3 protein-coding genes are annotated in these 1,531 nt (G+C 72.4%); 1 reads left to right on the top strand and 2 read right to left on the bottom strand.

Annotation, left to right across the window (positions count from 1 at the left end; translation table 11 throughout):
* A partial coding sequence (locus RMO85_RS13430) for an MBL fold metallo-hydrolase (RefSeq protein WP_310529229.1) occupies positions 1-543 on the top strand: 543 nt, incomplete at its 5' end.
* On the opposite strand, the gene RMO85_RS13425 is transcribed toward RMO85_RS13430, so the two are convergent.
* Together RMO85_RS13425 and RMO85_RS13420 are read right to left on the bottom strand one after the other, a co-directional pair.
* Entirely contained in the window at positions 531-962 is a 432-nt protein-coding gene (locus tag RMO85_RS13425) for a GNAT family N-acetyltransferase (RefSeq protein WP_310529228.1), read from the bottom strand. The two genes, RMO85_RS13430 and RMO85_RS13425, sit on opposite strands and share 13 nt — an antisense overlap.
* Positions 959-1,531: alpha/beta hydrolase (locus tag RMO85_RS13420; protein ID WP_310529226.1), on the bottom strand; the 573-nt coding region annotated here is incomplete at its 5' end. The genes RMO85_RS13425 and RMO85_RS13420, both read right to left, overlap by 4 nt.

Raw genomic sequence — 1,531 nt, 5'->3', positions numbered from 1 at the left:
GACGAGTGGCTCACCGCCGACGTCGCGCTCACCGTCGGCGACCGCACCATCGACGCGGTCCACACTCCCGGCCACACGCAGGGTCACTACGTCTTCGCCGACAGGCCGGCGGGCCTGCTCTTCGCGGGCGATCACGTGCTGCCGACCATCACGCCCTCGATCGGCTTCGAGCCGGCGCTGGCCGAGCAGCCGCTCGGCGACTTCATGGCCTCGCTCACCAAGGTGCGCGGGCTGCCCGACATGACGCTCCTGCCCGCCCACGGTCCGGTCGCCCCGTCGTCCTACGCCCGGGTCGACGAGCTCCTCGCGCACCACGAGGTGCGGCTCGACCTGTGCGTCGCGGCGATCGAAGCCGGGTCGCAGACGGCGTACGACGTGGCCAGCGTGCTGCCGTGGACTCGGCACGAGCACCTGCTCAAGGACCTCGACGTGTTCAACGCGGCGCTCGCCACCCTGGAGACCCGCGCGCACCTCGAGCTCCTGGTCGCCCGCGGGGACGTGTCCCGCGCCGAGGTCGACGGCGTCGTGAGCTACGGCGCCTGACGCACCATCGGCCGGTGTGCGACGCCGTCCTCGACGAACTCCGGCCCGTTGGCCTCGAAGCCGTAGCGGGCATACCACTGCGTCAGTGCCGTTTGCGCGTCCAGCCGGATCTCACGCTCGCCGATCTCGGCCAGTGCTGCGGCCATCAGGTCGCGGGCGAGCCCTCGGCCGCGGGCGGCCGGGGTGACGACGACACGGCCGATCCGCGCGTGCGTCCCGTCGTCGAGCACCCGCAGACAGGCGACCAGCTCGTCCCCGTCGGTGGCCAGCAGGTGCCGGGTGGTCGGCTCGAGGTCGCGACCGTCGAGATCGGGGTACGGCGACTGCTGCTCGACCACGAACACCTGCTGTCGCAGCCGCCACAGCGCGTAGGCCGTACGGGCGTCGAGGTCGTCGAACGTGTGGACGCTGATCGTCACGTCAGGAAGTCGACGATCTGTTGAGTGGCCCGACGGGCCTCCGGGATGAACGGCATGATCCCGTAGACGTGGATCAGGTCGCGCTCCTCGATGCTGGTCAGGTCCCAGCCTGCGTCCGCGGCTCGGCGCGCCAGCAGCCGGCAGCCGGGAGCGAGCAGGTCGCGGGAGCCGTAGAGCTGCAGCGCCCTCGGCAGGTCGTGCAGGTCGGCGAGGGCGGGCGACACCTCCGGGCGGCCGAGGTCGTCGGCGGAGCCGGCCCACCACGCGGCGTACGCAGTGACCTTGGAGTAGGAGAGCCACGGGTCGATGGCGTCGAGCGCCCTGGTCTCCGGAGTGCTGGTGGTCAGGTCGACCCAGGGCGCGTGCAGGACGAGGTGCGTCGCCGGCGTCAGCTCACGCTCGCGCATCGACAGCGCCAGAGCCAGGGCGAGGCCGCCACCGGCCGAGTCGCCGGCAAGGACCATGCCGCCGGGCTGGGTGGCGAAGCGTGCCGCCTGCTCGACGAGGGCATCGTGGCTGTCGCGCCAGGTGTGCTCCGGCGCGAGGGGGTAGTCGGGCATGACGACCCG

Source organism: Nocardioides sp. (genome assembly GCF_031422975.1).
GTDB lineage: Bacteria > Actinomycetota > Actinomycetes > Propionibacteriales > Nocardioidaceae > Nocardioides.
This window is presented reverse-complemented; position numbering and strand designations above follow the sequence as displayed.